Here is a 15,006-nt window from a genome sequence, read left to right on the forward strand (position 1 = left end):
GAACAGAAATAAATGGAAGATTTGACCCTGCGCTATTTCGATGCAGAAATGCGCTACCTCCGTGAAGCGGCCAAAGAATTTGCCCGAACCCACCCGGACCGGGCCGCGATGCTTGACCTGGATAAGGCCGGCACACCCGATCCGTATGTTGAACGCCTGTTTGAAGGCTTTGCTTTCTCGATGGGGCGGCTGCGTGAAAAGATTGACGACGATCTGCCGGAACTTACCGAAGGTCTGGTCAGTATGCTCTGGCCTCACTACCTGCGTACCATTCCGTCGCTCTCGGTGGTGGCGTTCACGCCTGTGCTTCAGGCCGTGAAGATGGCGGAAGTCATGCCCGCGGGTCTGGAAGTGTACTCCCGCCCGGTAGGGCCGAAGAACACGGTCTGCCGTTACCGCACCACCCGCGATGTGATGCTCAATCCGCTGAACATCTCAGGGGTAACCATGACCACTGAGCCTGACGGGCGTTCGCTGCTGCGGATGCGTTTTGCCTGTAGCACACAGGCGGACTGGTCCCATGCGGACCTCAGCCACCTGAGCCTCTATCTCGGCGCAGATGCGCCAGTCAGCAGCCAGCTACACCTGATGCTGACCAGGCGGCAAGCCGCCCTGTATATGCGTCTGCCAGGGCAGACTGACCGTATTCGCCTGGACGGGTACTTTTCGCCGGGAGGATTTGCGGAGGAAGACGGGCTGTGGCCGAAGGGGGATACTGCCTTCAGCGGCTACCAGCTGCTGCTGGAGTATTTCACCTTCCGCGACAATTTTATGTTCGTCCACCTCAACGGTCTGGACGGGATTACGCCGCCTGCGGGAGTAGAGTACTTCGACATCGAAGTCGTGTTCAGTACGCTGTGGCCATCAGACCTGCCGGTCACCGATGACGCGGTTCGTCTGCACTGCGTGCCGGTGATTAACCTGTTCACGCTGGAAGCTGACCCGCTCACCATTACGGGGCTTGAAAGTGAGTACCTGCTGCGCCCTAAACGGCTGCAGGACGGACATACCGAGATTTATGCTGTGGATTCGGTCATAGGCTCAAACCGGACCGGTGACGCGGAGTATGTACCGTTCAGCAGCTTCCGTCACAAGGGCGGTATGATGCGTCGTCACGCCCCGCCACGCTATTACCACACCCGCGTTAAGCGGGGCGTTACCGGGCTGTATGACACCTGGCTGATTCTCGGTGGTCACCAGTGGGAGGATGACAGGCTGTTTGAGCGTGAAGCCGTTTCGCTGCAAATTACCGGCACCAACGGTCAGTTACCGCGCCGGGCGCTGCAGAGCACGCTGCTTGACCGCTGTGAGCAGGTGGTGCAGACGCCACTGACGGTGAAAAACCTCTGCAAACCCACGCTGCCGGTTTACCCGCCAGCAGAAGACCGTTTTCACTGGCGGGTACTGAGCCACCTCGGCTCTGGGTTCCTGAACATGATGAGCACCGCCGAAGTGCTGCGCGGCACGCTGGCACTCTATAACTGGCAGGAGGATGAACTGAACACCCGCCGTCTGGAGGCGATTCAGCATGTGGAGCACCACCGCCTGCAGCGTTTTGAGCAGGGCTACCTGTTGCGGGGGCTGGATATCGAAGTGACCATCGACAGCAACGGCTTCACCGGTGAGGGCGATATTCACCTGTTCGGTGAAATGCTCAACCGGTTCTTTGCGCTGTATGCCGATATGAACCTGTTTAACCAGCTCACCCTCATTGTTCAGCCAGAAGGAAAATGCATCCGGTGGAAAGAGAATCACAGTCCGCGTCTGCCCGGCTGATAGCGCAACTGGGGGACCGGCTACCATATATCAACTTTTACCGCTTCTGCCAGCTGCTGGAGCAAAGCCAGCCGGATAAACCGGTCACTGGCAGCACCTGGCAGGTACGACATGAACCGGTACGCTTCCGGCCCCATCCAGGCATGGGATTTCCGGCATCTGAAATCAAAGGAATTGAGCAGTCTGAACATTCCCATCTGCCGCCGAATGTGCGCATCACTTTTATGGGGCTCTACGGCGTGGAGTCCCCTCTGCCGACGCACTATATCGATGACATTACCCAGCGGCGGGAAGGGTATGAGGCCACCGCGGATTTCCTCGATATTTTCAACCACCGGTTGATTGCTCAGTACTATCGCATATGGCGTAAATACTCGTACCCGGCGACCTTTGAAGAGGGTGGGAAGGATAAAATCTCGCAGTACCTGTTGGGGCTGGCGGGACTCGGCATTGACGGCTGTGCACAAAACATTGCCACCCCGGCCTCACGCTTTCTGGCGCTGCTGCCGGTCATGTTGCTGCCCGGACGTACCGCAGAGGGTATGACCTCACTGGTGCGCCTGCTGGCACCCAATACACTGGCGAAAATCTGGCACCATGACAAACGCCGCGTGCCTGTGAAGAAACCTTTGGTTATGAGCGTCAGCCAGCCAGTCACCCTGACAAACCGTCCGGTGATGGGTAACTATGCCACCGACGTAAACAGCCAGGTGCTGATGCGCCTGACAACCACTGACTCAACTGAAGTGCTGGGCTGGTTACCGGGCGGGGAGCTTCACTCGGACCTTATGACGCTGCTGTATGTGTATCTTGGAACTCGCCTGGATGTCCGCCTGCAGCTATCCGTCGACCGTAGCCTGCTGCCGGACGTGACAATGAACATTAAGCCCGATGCCGGAGCCGGGCAGCTGGGCCGCACCGCCGTGATGCGGCCGCTGAATGCAGCGAACACCGTCACGCACTCCAAAACCATAACCATCAATCTTGGCCGCTATGAGCGGGTACAGGAAAATATTCACCGCAGGGAGACCGATGAAGATGGCGATTATCGCTGGTAAATTTCCTCTGGCAGCTCTGGCCGTAGGTATCACACTGATACTTGCTGGCTGTGGGCTGACTCAAAAAGTCACAGATGGCACCGTTGCTGTGACCAAATCGATTTTTTATAAGCAAATAAAGACCCTGCATCTGGATATTCGTGCCCGTGAGGCCGTTAACAGCAATGCTGGCGGCGTGGCACTGTCGACGGTGGTGCGCATCTACCAGCTTAAGGATCGCAAAACGTTCGACAGTACTGACTATCCGTCACTGTTTAAAGAGGACAGTCAGGTCATCAAAGCAGACCTGCTGGTGGAGAAAGATATCCTCCTGCAGCCGGGCGGGGCGGTCACGGTCGATATACCAATGGAGGAAAATGCGCAGTACGTGGCGGTGGCAGGGATGTTTATGTCACCGGACCAGGACAACAATACCTGGCGTGTGGTAATGAGCCGCGATGACCTCGATCCGGATAAGGCACGCGTCATTGAGGCGGGGAACAACCGCCTGACCCTGAAGGCGCTGAAAGATGAATGAGACGCCCCGTTCCTCGCTTTACGAGACGCTATTTGGCAATTTTACCGGTGGGTTCGATCTGCATCAGGTCAGCGAAGAAAATCAGGTCATCCTTTCGGTTCTGGACAACATGCAGCGCGTTCTCAACTGTCGCGCCGGCACGTTGGCGCACCTGCCTGATTACGGGCTGCCCGATATGACAAAAATCCTGCAGGGCATGCCGGGAACGGCCCATGAGTTCATGGGCACATTGTCTGCCGTCCTGCTCAAGTATGAACCGCGCCTGAAAAAGATAGACGTTGTTCTGCTGGAGCAGAACATTCCCGGCGAGCTGCGCTATGCCATTGACGCTGAACTTAAAGGGATTGGCCTGGTGCGCTATGGGACTGAGTTTATGCCCGAAGGACGGGTCCTGTTGCGGCATCTCAGGCAACAGCAGTATCTCGACACAACACCTCGTATATAAGGTCAGTTAACACCATGTCAGTAAAATCACAGTTCCTGAAGAAGTTGCAGGCGCGACAACCTTCACCTGTTCCCGCAGTTAGCAAGAGTCAAGCCGATATTGCAGAGTTTCGCATGCGAATGGCTCAGCTTCAGGAGCAAATGGACGCGTGGCTGACAGATACCGGACTGAATGCAGAGCCACTGACGGTATACGTTCCTGACCTGCTGGTGGAGGGCGGGGCTTTTGATATTTCCGGTATTGTCCTGCGTTATGGTAACCGGGCGGTTAAGTTTATGCCGATATTTCTGTATGGACAGGGAGTTGCAGGCTGTGTCGAGGTGACTTTTTTTTCCGGGTACAGCGCGATTTCTCAAGGACGCCTGTTCATGCGGGTGGGGAGTGTATATGACTGGATCTTTATTCCCCCTGATACATCACCTCAGTCAGGACAACTATTTGATGAAGGTGTTTTTTTCGGCCTGATTTTAGCGCTGCTGCCCTAGCAATAACATTCATTCCTTTATTAGTCATTGCGTTTCTACACGCAAAATTGCTTTACACATCAACTGACGATATTAACCGACACGGATATGCAGGCCCTGCAGAATGACCAAACATATAACGTTAAAAACCGGCGGCGACCCGCGTACGCTGCCAGATTATGCCGCCCTCCGCGATGAACTCAGTAAGCTTACACATCCTGCTCGCCCTGATGTGAACTGGCAATATGTCCAAAGACTCTGTCTCTCAATGTTTGAACAGAACGGTGTGGAGTTGCAGACAGCAGCCTGGTACACCCTTGCTCGTACTCACCTGTCTGGATTAGCTGGCCTGAATGAAGGGCTGGCGATTCTGGAGGCCCTGATTAGCCACCAGTGGGACACCTTATGGCCGAAGACGCAACACGCTCGTTTGGAAATCCTTAGCGGCCTGAGCCAGCGCCTGCAGCAGCGCATGCGTATGCTTCCATTCAACAGCAGCCATCTTAGTGAGCTTTATCGTGCGGAAGCGTTACTTACCAGCCTGAGCGCGGTGCTCCAGCGCCTTGAGCTTAAACACCTTAGCCAGTTCGATACGTTACGAACGTTGATACGTTCAAGTGCTGAACGGCTGGAAAGCAGTAATGACAAGTCCGATTTGAATGTGAACATGAAGCCCGATAGCGAATCGACTCTGGAGAAAGCCGAACCGATCGAAGAAGTGAAATGGGTATATGTTGTGCATCAGGAAAATCAGCCGAATGGGGAGGATCGTACGACAGCCCCCGTGCCTGTCAGACAGTGGAAGCCCTTTATTACCGGGATGTGTTCCACACTGGTGGTGTGCTTCGCTGTGGCGTGGGGATGGGCTTCTTTGTCCAGACCCGACCCCCTGGCGACTCAGGCTTTTGCCTCTCTGGCTCCGTTACCTGAAGTGCTCACGCCTGTGCAGCAAGACGCGTTAACACTGCGAGGTACTTTACCGTCCACGTTTATCACAGACACGCAGCAGCAGCTTGCCCGCCTGGATAAACTGCCTCCTGACTGGAATCTTTCCTACAGCCTTCAGCTGTTAAAGCAGCTCCAGACATTATGGCCGGAGGAGGCGAAACCGCTCACAATGCAGTGGCAGCAAAAATTTAACGCGGCAGCGTTACCTGTCGACGCAATGAACAGCTGGTATCAGGGAATGATGACGCTTCAGCAACTGAGTCATCGGCTGAGTAGTCTGGACGAGCAAAAAGGAAAATACATCACGGTAAGCGAGCTTAAATCGGTAGTTTTTTCGACTATACAGTCATTTAACCAGACGATACCGGCTGAAGAACAACTCAGGCGCCTGTCACAGCATCCAGCAGGAGATGCGCTTCCTGAAGCAGAAAAGACTCAACTGGAGTTGCGTCTTAAACAGCTGGCAACGCGTTACGCTCAAATAAAACAGGATTCTTCTGCTCAGTGAATTCTGGCGGTAGACAGACGAATGTGCTGGAAAAAGCGGGAGGGTAAAGTGTCCCCTGCAGGAATCGAACCTGCAACTAGCCCTTAGGAGGGGCTCGTTATATCCATTTAACTAAGGGGACGAGGCGGCACGAGTATAGCCTTATTTACACTTTGCGTTAAGCGCATCGCCGCCTGACTGCTCAAAGAGTCACCATTCAGGTCGATTTTTTTGTCGATTTATCATCATTTTCCCGTGCCTTAAGCTCAGCTTTGCGTTTGTTCGACATGTCGTTACGAATTTGGGCATGGCTTAAAAGCGCGAAGATAAACGTTCCGCCGCAAATGTTTCCTGCCAGCGTCGGAAGGGCAAACGGCCAGAAGAAATCGCTCCAGTGAAGCGTACCGTTAAAGACCAGATACAGGATTTCAACGGTACCGACCACAATATGCGTGGTGTCCGCCAGCGCAATCAGCCAGGTCATCAATATGATCACCACAATTTTGGCGCTTCCCGCTGAAGGAAACATCCAGACCATCGTGGCGATAATCCAGCCAGAGATGATGGCGTTTGAGAACATCTCGACCGGCGTGTTTTTCATTACGTCCATGCCGATTTTCACAAACGCATCCCGGGTGGGTTCATCAAAGATCGGCATATATTCAAACGCCCATGCCGCGATGCCCGTGCCGATGATATTACCCAGCAGGACCACGCTCCAGAGCCGCATCAATAAGCCGAAATTACCGAGTGTGGGGTTTTGCATCACCGGCAGAACGGCGGTCACCGTGTTCTCGGTAAACAGCTGCTGGCGGGCCATGATGACAATAATAAAGCCGAATGTATAGCCGAGGTTTTCAAGTAAAAATCCACCGGGTACGCCTTCCAGCTGCACATGAAATATCCCTTTCGCAAGCAGAGATGCGCCCATTGAGAGTCCGGCAGCAATGGCTGACCAGAGGAGGGCCATCGCGTCGCGCTCCATCTCTTTTTCACCATCCTGGCGTATATGCTCGTGGATGGCCATTGCGCGGGAGGGGAGGCGATCTTCATCAATTTCTATCTTCTCGCCGCGCGCTTTCTCCTCGCTTTCAATTTCAAGCTCCTCAGTGCTCTCGCCAATTTTTTCTTCGCCTACATCTTTCATATCTGCTCCCGGAGGTTGATCTTTCTGTTAAGCGTAGCGGCTTTTATCGGGATGCCTGTGGGGATGCTCTTAAATTGGCGGCAATGACAACAAAGGTGATACATCTCTTTCAAAGTCATTATAAAATTGCCAGCGAAACGAATTCCAAAAGACAGGCTATGCTGAGATCAGAGTCACGGTGGTTACTGCCCGTAATTGTGCTCATAGACATCGGTAAACGTGCTGTTACAATCGCTTGCACGTTTACAGACGGAGCGTCAACGGCTCCGTTACGGATGGCAATCAACGATAGCCATACTGAACAGGGAGATATTTATGAAACTTCGGCTGTCGGCGCTTGCGCTTGGCGCGACGATGCTTGTGGGCTGCGCCAGCTCCGGTGAGCAAACGGGACGCTCCGATCCTCTCGAAGGATTTAACCGCTCAATGTATAGCTTCAACTACAACGTACTGGACCCGTATGTGGTTCGTCCGGTGGCAGTAGCATGGCGCGATTATGTTCCACAACCTGCGCGTAACGGGTTAAGTAACTTTACCAGCAACCTCGAAGAGCCTGCGGTAATGGTGAACTACTTCCTGCAGGGCGACCCGTATCAGGGGATGGTCCACTTTACCCGCTTCTTCCTGAACTCCATTCTGGGTATGGGTGGCTTTATTGATGTTGCAGGTATGGCTAACCAGAAACTGCAGCGTGAACAGCCACACCGTTTCGGCAGCACGATGGGACACTATGGAGTCGGGTATGGTCCGTACGTGCATTTACCGTTCTACGGTAGTTTCACCCTCCGTGATGATGGCGGCGATATGGTGGATACGCTGTATCCGGTTCTGTCGTGGCTGACCTGGCCGCTGTCGGTGGGTAAATGGACAGTAGAAGGGATTGAAACCCGCGCGCAACTGCTCGACTCCGATGGTCTGCTGCGCCAGTCTTCTGACCCGTACATTATGGTGCGTGAAGCGTACTTCCAGAATCATGACTTTATTGCCAACGGCGGCAAGCTGAAGCCGGAAGAGAATCCAAACGCGAAGGCGATCGAAAACGAACTAAAAGATATCGATTCGGAGTAAATAAAAAAGGTGAGCAATGCTCACCTTTTTTGATTCCAGCGCGATTAGAACGCGTAGTTGAAGTTCGTACCGAACAGCCAGGCTTTACCTTCAGAGGTAAACTCGTACGGACCTTCCTTGAACGTTACTTTCTGACCGTGCATATAAGATACGCCCGCATCGATGGATGCATTCTCGTTCAACGCATAGGTCGCACCAGCACTTAACCAGAAGCGGTCCTGATCCGGAATGGAAATGGAACGTTTGTCTGCCGGAACCGGGCTGTCGTCAAATGCGATACCGGAGCGGAAAGTCCAGTTTTTATCGTAGTAGTAGGTGGTACCCAACGCTATACGATAGGCATCGTGGAAGCTTTCGTCCTTATAGAACAGCGTTTGACCATTGGTTCCGGTCGCTTTCAGCTCCTGGAACTGGCTCCAGCTGGTATAGGCCAGGCTATAGTGAATAGCCCATTGTGGTGCAACGCGGTTGTAACCGGAGACTTCCCACATTTCTGGCAAATGCAGCGACAGTGAACCCGGAACGGTCTGGTTGGACGTTCCCCAAGGAATGGTAGTGCCCGCACCTGGAACCAGATTGTTCACAGGCGTCAGGATGCCGCTCTTGTAATCGCCGTCGAAGTCAATTTTCACTTCGGAACGATAGGTCAGGCCCCAACGGTTGTTTTTGTCCAGCTCGTACAGGATACCGGCGTTCCAGCCATAGCCCCACTCATCACCTTCAAGACTGGCAATTTTATTGCTGTTTTTAGGCAGGCGAGCAGTCTGTTCCCCGGAATAACGTTCAATCTTGGCGTCGGCGTAGACGGCATCAAAGCCCAGGCCAAAACTCCAGTTATCGTTCAGGCGATACGCACCGCTCAGGTTGAGGTTCAGCGTAGTAAGATCGGTTTTACCGCCGTATTCACCAGCCGGGTAGTTGTTATTGAACTCGGTAGCCAGGCCGTAGTTAGACGTTACGGATGCACCCCAGCCAAACTGTTCGTTGATAGGTGCAACGAAGTGCAGGTTTGGGATCCATGCTGTTGGGGCAATATTGTCCGCTTTAAGGCTCGCACCCGTGTAAGGCGACTTACCAGAAACGTTGACATCAGGATCGATATAAACCGCACCGGCAGAGAAAGTAGGACGATCGAACATCATGATTAACGCGGGGTTACGACTCGCGTTACCCGCATCATCAGCGATAGCGCCTTCCCCGGAATACGCACGGCCAAGGCCAGAGGAAGAAAATTCGTTTAACTGAAAGCCCGCTGACCAGGCGGAAGTGGAGACGAGTGCCACTGCGACTGCCAGCGCAGTCTTGTTGAACAGGGTTTTCTGGCTCATGACCATAACCTCATTGAGTTATTTTTATTCAATAATTGTTACATACCGTAACAGGAGCGCGAAGTGTAGGGTCTGAGGTATGACAGACAAATCAGACCAGTGGCCAGAGTATAGGTCTGACCAGCCGGAATGTTGCAAGTTTGTTTATTAATATTTTCAAACATGTTTCGTGAAACGAGATCTGGTTGGCAAAATTGTGACCATCACGACTCACCCAAAAGGGTGGTTTTTGTTTTAGATCATTTTTAAGTGTGATATTGGTCACTTATCCGATTTTGCGCCATTAACGGCTGGAGAGCGCCCGCTCCGGGGCGTAAAATATCAGCATCGTGTCTATCTCGCGCGCTGCGCGAATACAGAGGAAATTGAGCTATGAGTAAATGCAGTGCTGATGAAACCCCGGTTTGCTGCTGTATGGATGTTGGGACTATCATGGACAACACCGATTGCACCGCCTCTTACAGCCGTGTATTCACCAACCGTGCCGAAGCGGAAGAGACCCTGACCGCGCTGAGCAAGCGTGCGCGTGACGTTGAATCCGATCCGTGTGAAATCAAGTCTACCTTTACCGAAGTGGAAGGCGGCGTGAAGCTGGACATCGACTTTATCTTCGCCTGCGAAGCAGAAACGCTGATTTTCCAGCTGGGCCTGCGTTAATTTCTGTGGCCTGAAGCCTTCACCCCGACCCTCTCCCACGGGAGAGGGTGCAAACACTAAAAACGGTAACCTGTGGGTTACCGTTTTGCTTTTTCCTTGGGGGCATTTTCTTTTTCTTCTCTGTGTTTTAGCTCGCACTTTTTCGTTTCCCCGATTGGCTGAATGTAAAAAAATGGTTAAGACTATTATCAGGTCAGACCACTTTATGTTTGCGAAAATTTTTTACAGGGGAGTGTTATGAGTCAGGCATTACCGCTTATTACCCGTCAGGGCGATCGCATTGCCATAGTCAGTGGATTGCGCACGCCATTTGCGCGTCAGGCAACGGCGTTTCATGGCATACCGGCCGTCGACCTGGGGAAAATGGTAGTGGGGGAGATGCTGGCTCGCAGCGAAATTCCGCCTGAGGTCATCGAACTGCTGGTATTCGGTCAGGTCGTGCAGATGCCTGAAGCCCCCAATATTGCGCGTGAAATCGTCCTCGGTACCGGGATGAACGTGCATACCGATGCCTACAGCGTCAGCCGCGCCTGCGCAACCAGCTTCCAGGCTGTGGCTAACGTCGCTGAAAGCCTGATGGCGGGCACTATTCGCGCCGGGATTGCGGGTGGAGCGGACTCCTCTTCGGTGCTGCCAATTGGGGTCAGTAAAAAGCTGGCTCGCATCCTGGTGGATGCCAATAAAGCCCGCACGACGGGGCAGAAACTCAAACTCTTCTCGCGTTTACGCCTGCGCGACCTTATGCCTGTACCACCTGCCGTAGCGGAATACTCCACTGGCCTGCGCATGGGCGATACCGCCGAGCAGATGGCAAAAACGTACGGCATTACGCGTGAACAGCAGGATGCCCTGGCGCATCGTTCACATCAGCTTGCGGCAAAAGCCTGGTCGGAAGGCAAGCTGGCCGACGAGGTCATGACCGCCTATATTCCCCCCTACCGTGAACCGCTTGCGGAAGATAACAATATTCGCGGCACCTCAACGCTGGCGGATTACGCCAAACTGCGCCCGGCGTTTGACCGCAAACACGGCACGGTGACGGCGGCGAACAGTACGCCGCTGACGGATGGTGCCGCCGCCGTGATCCTGATGACCGAATCCCGCGTGAAGGAGCTGGGCATCACTCCCCTGGGCTATCTACGCAGCTATGCCTTCACCGCCATTGATGTCTGGCAGGACATGCTGTTAGGTCCGGCGTGGTCCACGCCGCTGGCGCTGGAGCGCGCGGGGCTGACGCTGGCTGATTTAACCCTGATTGATATGCATGAAGCGTTTGCCGCGCAAACCCTGGCAAACGTACAGCTGCTGGCAAGCGAGCGTTTCGCGCGCGATGTGCTGGGCCGCGCCCATGCCACAGGCGAAGTGGATCAAAGTAAATTCAACGTGCTGGGCGGCTCTATCGCCTACGGTCATCCATTTGCCGCCACAGGGGCGAGGATGATCACGCAAACTTTACATGAACTCCGTCGCCGTGGCGGCGGGTTTGGCCTCGTTACCGCCTGTGCGGCGGGTGGCCTTGGCGCAGCAATGGTTCTGGAGGCTGAATAATGGATATGCCATCTGCATTTAATCTGACGGTTCGCCTCGATAACGTGGCCGTTATCACTATTGATGTGCCTGATGAAAAGATGAATACCCTGAAGGCCGAATTTGGTGTTCAGGTGCGCGCGATGCTAAAGCAGATCCGCGACAACAAAGCGATTCGTGGTCTGGTCTTTATCTCTGCCAAGCCGGATAACTTTATCGCCGGCGCGGATATCAACATGATCGCCCGGGCGCAAAGCGCTCTGGAAGCCGAAGAGCTGGCGCGTCAGGGCCAGCAGGTGATGGCGGAGATCAACGGTCTGCCGATCCCGGTTATTGCCGCGATCCACGGTGCCTGTCTGGGCGGCGGGCTTGAGCTGGCGCTGGCCTGTCACAGCCGGATTTGCACCGACGATGCGAAAACGATTCTGGGTCTGCCGGAAGTGCAGCTGGGCCTGCTGCCTGGCTCCGGCGGAACGCAACGGCTGCCGCGCCTGGTGGGCGTAAGCACGGCGCTGGAGATGATCTTAACCGGTAAACAGCTGCGTGCCCGCCAGGCGCTGAAAGCCGGTCTGGTCGATGACGTCGTGCCGCAGTCCATTTTGCTGGAGGCCGCCGTTGAGCTTGCGCTGAAAGGGCGTCAGGCAAAACATCCTCTGCCGGTACGTGAGCGCGTGCTGGCCGGCCCGCTGGGAAGAACGCTCCTGTTCAACATGGTGGGCAAAAAGACCGAACAAAAAACCAAAGGCAATTACCCGGCGGCAAAGCGGATCCTCGAAGTGATCGAGACCGGGCTGTCGCAGGGAAGCAGCAGCGGCTATGCCGCGGAGGCCAAAGCCTTTGGCGAACTGGCGATGACGCCGCAGTCGCAGGCGCTGCGCAGCATCTTCTTCGCCAGCACGGAAGTGAAAAAAGATCCGGGCAGCGAGGCGCAGCCCGCTCCGCTGCGTGCGATTGGCGTACTGGGTGGGGGGCTCATGGGTGGCGGAATTTCTTTTGTTACCGCCAGCAAAGGCAAATTGCCTGTACGAATCAAAGACATTAATCCTAAGGGGATCAATCACGCGCTACAGTACAGCTGGCAGAACCTTGATCAAAAGGTCAAGCGCCGCCATATCAAGGCAAGCGAGCGCGACAAAACCCTGGCGATGATCTCCGGTACGACGGATTACAGCGGTTTTGCTCACCGCGATCTGGTGATTGAAGCCGTGTTTGAAGATCTGGCGCTTAAGCAGCAGATGGTGGCAGACGTTGAGCAACATTGCGCCCCGCATACCATTTTTGCCTCCAATACGTCGTCATTGCCGATTGGCGATATCGCGGCGAAAGCCGCGCGTCCTGAGCAGGTGATTGGGCTGCACTTCTTTAGCCCGGTCGAAAAAATGCCGCTGGTGGAAGTTGTTCCGCACGTGACTACCAGTCCGCAAACTGTTGCCACCGTGGTGAAGCTGGCGAAAAAACAGGGCAAAACCCCGATTGTGGTAGCGGACAAAGCTGGCTTCTACGTCAACCGCATTCTGGCTCCCTACATTAATGAAGCAATGCGGTTGCTGACGGAAGGGGAGAAGATTGAGCACGTCGACGAGGCGCTGGTAAAGTTTGGTTTCCCCGTTGGCCCAATCCAACTTTTGGATGAGGTGGGAATAGACACCGGCACTAAAATTATACCAGTGCTGGAAGCTGCATATGGCGATCGTTTTAGCCCACCTGCAAACATTGTTTCTGCGATTTTGAAGGACGATCGCAAAGGCAGAAAAAATGAACGCGGTTTCTATCTTTACGGCGCGAAAGGGCGTAAAAGCAGGAAACAGGTCGACCCTTCGGTATATGGATTCATTTCGACCACAGGTCAGGGAAAACTGTCCGCCGTTCAGTGCGCTGAGCGCTGCGTGATGATGATGCTCAATGAAGCGGCGCGCTGTTTTGATGAGCAGGTGATCAAGAGTGCACGCGATGGTGACATCGGGGCGGTATTTGGCATTGGTTTCCCGCCGTTCCTTGGCGGCCCGTTCCGTTACATGGATACGCTCGGCGCGGGTGAAGTGGTTGCTATCCTGCAACGTCTGGCTTCGCAATATGGTCCACGGTTTACACCGTGTGACGAATTATTGCAGATGGCGGAACGCGGCCAGACATTTTGGCCTGCAAGGGAAACTGTCCTCGTAAGCTGAGGTCAAAGAAGGGTAAATCCTGAAGTGAATGGACCTGTTCTGGCGATTTTGTAAACAGAGATTGACTATACTTACGCCATTGAGGTAAAAAACAGCGTTTCATTCACCGAATGGATCAGGCACAATGCCCGGCCATCGGGTTTTCTACCTCTTAGCATTTATCGCGGGTAGTTAACGCCGGTGATTCTGGTTAACAAAAGCGGTGCAATATGCAAGTTTTTATCATGCGTCACGGCGACGCGGCACTCGATGCCGCCAGTGACTCAGTACGTCCTTTGACCGTCTGTGGCTGCGACGAATCTCGTCTGATGGCGACCTGGCTTAACGGTCAAAAAGTGGACATCGAACGCGTTCTGGTGAGTCCGTTCCTGCGTGCAGAACAGACGCTGGATGTGGTAGGGGAGTGTATGAACCTGCCGACCAGTGTAGATGTTCTCCCTGAACTCACCCCGTGTGGCGATGTAGGCCTTGTCAGCGCTTATCTTCAGGCGCTGTGCAATGAAGGTGTCGCTTCCGCGCTGGTCATTTCCCACCTGCCACTGGTTGGCTATCTGGTATCTGAGCTGTGCCCGGGCGAAACCCCGCCGATGTTCACGACATCCGCCATTGCCAATGTTTCTCTCGACGAAACGGGCAAAGGTGTCTTCAACTGGCAAATGAGTCCGTGCAACCTGAAGATGGCAAAAGCGATCTGACGTGACGTGCGATATGGCGGGGTGCAATGTGCTTCCCGCCATTCTGTCAGGGCAACTCTGGCGGCTGCCACTCTTCCACTTCAATCAACACCAGCAACGCGGCATCTCCGCCGTACTCTTTAGGTGCCTGATGAAAAGCCATGACGTGTGGGTGCTGAGCCAGCCACAGCGGCGTCTGTTGCTTGAGGATATGTTTACCGTGGCCGTGCATCACGCAGGCGCAAAAAACATGTTCACGGCGACAGGCGGCGATCAACGCCCCCAGCTCCTGTTTCGCCTGCATCTGCGTTAAACCGTGCAGATCGAGAAACAGCTCCGGCGAATAATCCCCGCGGCGTAATTTTTTCAGCTCAAAATGGCTGACGTCTTCGCGTACGTACTTCACAGCCCCTTGCGTGTTGAGCAGCGGCTGAAATTCATCTGAAAAATAGTGGCTGTTATCGGCCTGCTCCTGCAGAAGACGCTTGACCGGTACTTCGCTGATTTTTTTACGCAGCGGGCGATGGACGATGGTGTCCTGCGTGATTTTACGCGTCCCGGTCATCAGCTGACGGAAGAGCGCCTGATCCTCCTCGCTGAGCGATGTTTTCTTTTTCATTCGTCATTCTCATCTCGTATTTCCGACAGTGTACCCGACTAAAAGCATTTTTTAACCTCAAGCGAGACGCGTCATTGCTGATTTATCGCCGTCTTCATGGCAAACTAGCCGCCGAAAATTATG

General features: G+C 54.2%; 14 protein-coding genes and 1 tRNA gene. 11 read left to right on the top strand and 4 right to left on the bottom strand.

Annotated features, from left to right (window positions below; translation table 11 throughout):
* Nucleotides 1-12: 12 nt before the first annotated feature.
* The 6 genes from tssF (at nucleotide 13) to USF70_RS10990 (ending at nucleotide 5,716) form a co-directional block, all read left to right on the top strand.
* Entirely contained in the window at nucleotides 13-1,776 is a 1,764-nt protein-coding gene (gene tssF, locus USF70_RS10965; protein WP_214538588.1) for a type VI secretion system baseplate subunit TssF, read from the top strand.
* Nucleotides 1,731-2,834 (top strand): type VI secretion system baseplate subunit TssG, encoded by a 1,104-nt coding sequence (tssG, locus tag USF70_RS10970; protein ID WP_033146122.1) that lies wholly within the window; start codon nucleotides 1,731-1,733, stop codon nucleotides 2,832-2,834. Before tssF ends, tssG begins: the two co-directional genes overlap by 46 nt.
* A complete protein-coding gene (tssJ, locus tag USF70_RS10975; protein ID WP_072196542.1) occupies nucleotides 2,815-3,351 on the top strand; it encodes a type VI secretion system lipoprotein TssJ in 537 nt (178 codons plus the stop codon). The genes tssG and tssJ overlap by 20 nt, the downstream gene beginning before the upstream one ends.
* A complete protein-coding gene (gene tssE, locus USF70_RS10980; protein ID WP_033146120.1) occupies nucleotides 3,344-3,796 on the top strand; it encodes a type VI secretion system baseplate subunit TssE in 453 nt (150 codons plus the stop codon). The genes tssJ and tssE overlap by 8 nt, the downstream gene beginning before the upstream one ends.
* Nucleotides 3,797-3,810: 14 nt before the next feature.
* Complete coding sequence (locus USF70_RS10985) at nucleotides 3,811-4,281, top strand: hypothetical protein (protein ID WP_033146119.1); 471 nt, start codon at nucleotides 3,811-3,813, stop codon at nucleotides 4,279-4,281.
* A gap of 103 nt (nucleotides 4,282-4,384) precedes the next feature.
* A complete protein-coding gene (locus USF70_RS10990; RefSeq protein ID WP_033146118.1) occupies nucleotides 4,385-5,716 on the top strand; it encodes a VasL domain-containing protein in 1,332 nt (443 codons plus the stop codon).
* 49 nt (nucleotides 5,717-5,765) lie between these two features.
* Here USF70_RS10990 and USF70_RS10995 read toward each other — a convergent pair.
* Both USF70_RS10995 and USF70_RS11000 read right to left on the bottom strand, forming a co-directional pair.
* Nucleotides 5,766-5,837: transfer RNA gene (locus USF70_RS10995), tRNA-Arg, on the bottom strand.
* Between the two features lie 75 nt (nucleotides 5,838-5,912).
* Nucleotides 5,913-6,842, bottom strand: a complete 930-nt coding sequence (locus USF70_RS11000) for a formate/nitrite transporter family protein (RefSeq protein WP_167818389.1) — start codon at nucleotides 6,840-6,842, stop codon at nucleotides 5,913-5,915.
* Nucleotides 6,843-7,157: 315 nt separating this feature from the next.
* Here USF70_RS11000 and mlaA point away from each other — a divergent pair, with 315 nt between their 5' ends.
* Nucleotides 7,158-7,910: a phospholipid-binding lipoprotein MlaA gene (gene mlaA / locus USF70_RS11005; RefSeq protein ID WP_023312585.1), complete on the top strand. Its 753-nt coding sequence runs from the start codon at nucleotides 7,158-7,160 to the stop codon at nucleotides 7,908-7,910.
* Between the two features lie 44 nt (nucleotides 7,911-7,954).
* Here the strand turns inward: mlaA and fadL are convergent, their stop codons facing one another.
* Nucleotides 7,955-9,238, bottom strand: coding sequence for a long-chain fatty acid transporter FadL (fadL, locus tag USF70_RS11010; RefSeq protein WP_064672903.1), 1,284 nt, complete (start codon nucleotides 9,236-9,238; stop codon nucleotides 7,955-7,957).
* Between the two features lie 372 nt (nucleotides 9,239-9,610).
* Between fadL and USF70_RS11015 the strand changes: the two genes are divergently transcribed.
* The 4 genes from USF70_RS11015 (at nucleotide 9,611) to sixA (ending at nucleotide 14,285) form a co-directional block, all read left to right on the top strand.
* Nucleotides 9,611-9,895 carry a YfcZ/YiiS family protein gene (locus tag USF70_RS11015; RefSeq protein WP_045888684.1) on the top strand — a complete coding sequence of 95 codons (285 nt, stop codon included), beginning with the start codon at nucleotides 9,611-9,613 and terminating at the stop codon, nucleotides 9,893-9,895.
* 237 nt (nucleotides 9,896-10,132) lie between these two features.
* Nucleotides 10,133-11,443 (top strand): acetyl-CoA C-acyltransferase FadI, encoded by a 1,311-nt coding sequence (fadI, locus tag USF70_RS11020; RefSeq protein ID WP_320735630.1) that lies wholly within the window; start codon nucleotides 10,133-10,135, stop codon nucleotides 11,441-11,443.
* Nucleotides 11,443-13,590 (top strand): fatty acid oxidation complex subunit alpha FadJ, encoded by a 2,148-nt coding sequence (gene fadJ, locus USF70_RS11025; RefSeq protein WP_320735631.1) that lies wholly within the window; start codon nucleotides 11,443-11,445, stop codon nucleotides 13,588-13,590. Before fadI ends, fadJ begins: the two co-directional genes overlap by 1 nt.
* A 209-nt stretch (nucleotides 13,591-13,799) precedes the next feature.
* Entirely contained in the window at nucleotides 13,800-14,285 is a 486-nt protein-coding gene (gene sixA / locus USF70_RS11030) for a phosphohistidine phosphatase SixA (RefSeq protein WP_032659231.1), read from the top strand.
* Nucleotides 14,286-14,331: 46 nt separating this feature from the next.
* Here sixA and smrB read toward each other — a convergent pair whose 3' ends face one another.
* Nucleotides 14,332-14,883, bottom strand: a complete 552-nt coding sequence (smrB, locus tag USF70_RS11035; protein WP_033146105.1) for an endonuclease SmrB — start codon at nucleotides 14,881-14,883, stop codon at nucleotides 14,332-14,334.
* Nucleotides 14,884-15,006 lie beyond the last annotated feature (123 nt).

Origin of the sequence: Enterobacter sp. 237C8, assembly GCF_034106865.1 — a bacterium.
GTDB classification, from domain to species: Bacteria; Pseudomonadota; Gammaproteobacteria; order Enterobacterales; family Enterobacteriaceae; genus Enterobacter; species Enterobacter asburiae_B.

Coding starts and splice junctions, on each gene's coding strand:
- fadI (WP_320735630.1), top strand. CDS start 10,133: ATGAGTCAGGCATTACCGCTTATTACCCGTCAGGGCGATCGCATTGCC.
- fadL (WP_064672903.1), bottom strand. CDS start 9,238: ATGAGCCAGAAAACCCTGTTCAACAAGACTGCGCTGGCAGTCGCAGTG.
- tssG (WP_033146122.1), top strand. CDS start 1,731: ATGCATCCGGTGGAAAGAGAATCACAGTCCGCGTCTGCCCGGCTGATA.
- USF70_RS11015 (WP_045888684.1), top strand. CDS start 9,611: ATGAGTAAATGCAGTGCTGATGAAACCCCGGTTTGCTGCTGTATGGAT.
- tssJ (WP_072196542.1), top strand. CDS start 2,815: ATGGCGATTATCGCTGGTAAATTTCCTCTGGCAGCTCTGGCCGTAGGT.
- fadJ (WP_320735631.1), top strand. CDS start 11,443: ATGGATATGCCATCTGCATTTAATCTGACGGTTCGCCTCGATAACGTG.
- USF70_RS10985 (WP_033146119.1), top strand. CDS start 3,811: ATGTCAGTAAAATCACAGTTCCTGAAGAAGTTGCAGGCGCGACAACCT.
- smrB (WP_033146105.1), bottom strand. CDS start 14,883: ATGAAAAAGAAAACATCGCTCAGCGAGGAGGATCAGGCGCTCTTCCGT.
- tssE (WP_033146120.1), top strand. CDS start 3,344: ATGAATGAGACGCCCCGTTCCTCGCTTTACGAGACGCTATTTGGCAAT.
- tssF (WP_214538588.1), top strand. CDS start 13: ATGGAAGATTTGACCCTGCGCTATTTCGATGCAGAAATGCGCTACCTC.
- USF70_RS10990 (WP_033146118.1), top strand. CDS start 4,385: ATGACCAAACATATAACGTTAAAAACCGGCGGCGACCCGCGTACGCTG.
- USF70_RS11000 (WP_167818389.1), bottom strand. CDS start 6,842: ATGAAAGATGTAGGCGAAGAAAAAATTGGCGAGAGCACTGAGGAGCTT.
- mlaA (WP_023312585.1), top strand. CDS start 7,158: ATGAAACTTCGGCTGTCGGCGCTTGCGCTTGGCGCGACGATGCTTGTG.
- sixA (WP_032659231.1), top strand. CDS start 13,800: ATGCAAGTTTTTATCATGCGTCACGGCGACGCGGCACTCGATGCCGCC.